Annotated in this window: 4 protein-coding genes; 1 reads left to right on the plus strand and 3 read right to left on the minus strand. The window is 69.7% G+C overall.

Annotated elements, in window-relative coordinates:
• Nucleotides 1–175: class I SAM-dependent methyltransferase (locus EB084_21895; protein ID NDD30918.1), on the minus strand; the 175-nt coding region annotated here is incomplete at its 3' end.
• On the opposite strand from EB084_21895, the gene EB084_21900 reads away from it, so the two are divergent.
• Complete coding sequence (locus tag EB084_21900) at nucleotides 141–1562, plus strand: glycosyltransferase (GenBank protein NDD30919.1); 1422 nt, start codon at nucleotides 141–143, stop codon at nucleotides 1560–1562. The two genes, EB084_21895 and EB084_21900, sit on opposite strands and share 35 nt — an antisense overlap.
• Before the next feature lie 373 nt (nucleotides 1563–1935).
• Here EB084_21900 and EB084_21905 read toward each other — a convergent pair whose 3' ends face one another.
• Both EB084_21905 and EB084_21910 read right to left on the minus strand, forming a co-directional pair.
• Nucleotides 1936–2970, minus strand: coding sequence for a TIGR03032 family protein (locus tag EB084_21905; protein ID NDD30920.1), 1035 nt, complete (start codon nucleotides 2968–2970; stop codon nucleotides 1936–1938).
• Between the two features lie 76 nt (nucleotides 2971–3046).
• On the minus strand, nucleotides 3047–3477 hold a 431-nt coding region (locus EB084_21910; protein ID NDD30921.1), incomplete at its 5' end, for a hypothetical protein.

Raw genomic sequence — 3477 nt, forward strand, 5'->3', positions numbered from 1 at the left:
CCGGTCGCAGCACCCGCCGCGCCTCGCTCAGCACCTCCCAGAAGCGGGGCTCGTGCTCGAGCACGCTGTTGCACAGCACTGTGTCGAACGACCCGTCTGCGAACCGGGAGAGGTCGTTGCCCCGCGCGCGAACGATCGTGATGCCGTCGATGCGCGAGGGGCCTTCCGGGTTCACGCCCACCCGCGACCGCGCATCGCGCAGGCAGGGGAGCATGAGCAGCGTGTCGGCCGCGGGCACGGCACCGATCTCGAGCACGTCGCCTCCACCCCCGCGGCGGGCACAGATCTCCTCGAACTCGGCAAAGATGGTGGGGTGCACGGGGGCGCTGTTCGCGCGCCGTCGCAAGGCGTCCTGTCGGCGCGGTCGGGGAGGGGAGACGCCGATCGCGAGCGAGAAGCCTGTGCTGATGATTGTTTCGCGCCAGCCGCCTCCCGTGCTGTTCGTCGTTCCCGACCTGTCTCGGTCGGGCGCGCCCGCCGTGGCCCTCTCGTTCATGCGATGGCTGACATCGCGAGGGGAGACGGGGTTCGAGCTGCTCGTGGGCGGCCCTCGCGCCGCGCAAGACACGGCACCCGGGATGGCCCGCTACGACGAGGCCGCCGCACTGGGGCCCGTGCACATGCTCACGGCGAGCTCGCCGAGGCTTCCGGAGAACGACGCGGCGCTGCGCGCCGGACGCTACGGTCTCGTGCACGCCTTCAGCGCCGTGGCCCTCGAGCCGCTGGCACGCTTCGAGCGGGGAGGGGCTCCGCTTGTCTGTCACGCCCTCGAGCAGCAGTTCACCATCGCATCGGCCCTGGGGCGGCGCTTTCCCGAACTGGTGCGAGCGGTCGATCACTTCGTGGCATGCGGCCGCGCGGTCGGAGACGCTGTGGCCCGCTTCGCGGAACGCCCCCCAGATTCGGTCGCGGTGATTCCCAACGCGGTCGACGTCGACGCGGTGATCGCGCAGGCCGCGCGGCGCGATCGGGCCGCCCTTCGCGCGACTCTCGGTGCTGCGCCGGACGCAACGGTGGTGGTGGGATGCGGACGCCTGTCGTGGACGAAGGGAACCCATCTCATCGTTCCCCTGGCGCAGGCGCTGCGCCGGTCGTCGCTCTCGAATCGGTTCTGCCTCGCGTGGGTGGCTTCGAACCCAGGGGGCGTGGAGCACGCAACGTTGCTGCACGAGATCGAGCGGGCGGAGCTGACGCCCTGGGTGCGCGTCGTGGTGACCGACGGTCCGCCCGCGGCGGTCTTCGGCGGGGCCGACATCTTCGCGCTCCTGTCGCTGGAGGACGCGTGTCCGCTCGTCATGCTCGAAGCCGCCGCGAGTGGGCTGCCCGTGGTGGGATTTGCCGGGTCGGGTGGGGTGGTCGAGTTCGTCGATGGCGCGACCGAGCTGCTCGCGCCCTACGGAGATGTCGAGGAGATGGCGCGGCGCATCGCGGCGCTCGCGACAGATGAGACGCGGCGCACGGCGACGGGGGCCGCGTGTTTGCGGCGCGTGCGTGAGCGCCACGACGAGGCCGTGGTCTTCGGTGCCCTGGCAGAGCGCATCGAAGCCTGGAGACGTCGATGAGCTGACCCCGAAAAAAAATTTCGGTCGATCTGCAAATCGGCCGCGCTCGATGCTCTCACCTGACATAGGAAGAGACGAGAGCGCGCCAGTGGTTGGCGTGCGGACGAGGAGACCGAGATGATTCACGCCCTTTTTTCAAAGGAAGACTACCGCCGCCCCCGCCGTTTTGACTCCCGCATGTTCGACCGTGCCTTCGCTGGACTCGAAGACGACCAGGAGAGCGGTGACGGATGCGCCTACGGTGAGGACCAGGTCTCCTTCTCGGCGGCTGCCCTCGACCTGCTCGACACCGCGGTCTGCGAACCCGCCACGACGCGCACGTGACGCGCCTGCGAGGCTTCTGGCGTGGCGACCCGCACGCCCGAGCGCGTGATTACGGTGCGGTCACCTGCGGCGGTACCACGAAGATGCCGTCGATGGTGTCCTCCTCGAGCCCGACCAGCAGGGGCTTGCGCGCCTGCGGAAGCACCGCCACGCTGAACAGCTCCTCCACCCCCTGGGTGAACGTCACCCGCGCGATCTCAGCGCCCGTGGCGAGGTCGACTACGCTCACCGCGCACTGCAGGGCGTCGCGCATCTCGTCGAGGGGGGTGCCCCCGAACTCCCGGTTCTCGCGCGCCTTGCACAGCCCCACGAAGGCGAATCGGTCGTAGAAGGCCAGGCCGCGCAGGAAGCCCGGCAGCCGGACAACGGTCTCGCGCCGCCCGCTGGCCGCATCGATGCACACCAGCTCTCCGCGTCCGGAGTCGAGCACGTACAGGCGTTCGTTGTGCAGCCGCGGGGAGTGGGGGATGACGAGCCCGCGGGCCACCATCTCTCCGCTGGGCACGTGCATCACGAACCCGCTGCTCGTCTCTTGCTGGCGCCATCCCTCTGCGGTGTCTGCTTCGGCGCGAGCGGTCACGTAGAGCGGGCCGTCCGCGTTGGTGGCCACGCCGTTGAGGTGGCAGCGATCGTCCGGCGTCAGGCCCGAGATGAACGGCGGACGCCACAGGGGCACGAAGCTGTAGCCGGGCTGAAACGTGCACACCGCGACGAGGGTGTCGCCCGCGAAATCGAGATCGTGCACGAGCATGTCGCCGGTCACGTGCGACTGGCGTGGAGCCAGCACAAGGTCGTGCTCGAGCACGCCGCCGTCGCTGCGGCGCAGGGCGCCGGTGGGGGTGAAGCGCCAGATCATGCGGCGGGTTCCCACGACCAGCTCGCGACCGCTGTATGCCGCTCCGGTGGGGCGCTCGAAGTAGCGCTGCGTCATCACCATGCGCTCGCCGTTGGCGGCCAGGCACAGCACGCTCTGGGCCTGATAGGTCGTGATGATCAGCGAGATGCCCAGGGCCTGGAACAGGTTGGGCACGTTCTCGGAGTGTCCGTAGCCGATGGGACCCACGAGTCTGGGGCTTGTGCTCATGAATCGGTCTCCTGAGATGTCTTGAGGGAGTGGACGGGCCACGAGGGCCGTATGTGAAGGGCGCGCGTCGTCTTCGTCACGACGAGGCGTCTCGGGAAGCGTTTGACCCCGTCGAGAAGAGTGCGGCGTCCGGTGCGGGCGCGCGCTGCTCCGGGGGGGCGAAGCGCCGGGTCATCTCGGCCATGAGACGCGGTTCGTCCCAGGGCGCCTCGTGGTGGTCGTCGATGAGATGGGGGCTCTGCGGGTCGCGCATCCACTCGGTGGGGAACAGGGTGACCTGAAGCGGGGCGCCGGATCGACCCACGGGGTGGCCGGCCACGGCGGGAGGGCCGGTCGGCGTTCCGCGCAGGGCGTCGCGCAGCACGGCGCAGAGGTCGAGGCCGAAGAGAGGGCCCAGGCGTGTGGTGGGTACCAGCCGGGGATTGATCTCGAGAAGGCAGGGCTCACCCGTGGAGGGATCAATGCGGAACTCCACATCGCCCACGCCGCTCAGGCCGAAGTGCTCGA

It is taken from the genome of Pseudomonadota bacterium, assembly GCA_010028905.1.
Classification (GTDB): domain Bacteria; phylum Vulcanimicrobiota; class Xenobia; order RGZZ01; family RGZZ01; genus RGZZ01.

Coding starts and splice junctions, on each gene's coding strand:
- EB084_21900 (NDD30919.1), top strand. CDS start 141: ATGCCGTCGATGCGCGAGGGGCCTTCCGGGTTCACGCCCACCCGCGAC.
- EB084_21905 (NDD30920.1), bottom strand. CDS start 2,970: ATGAGCACAAGCCCCAGACTCGTGGGTCCCATCGGCTACGGACACTCC.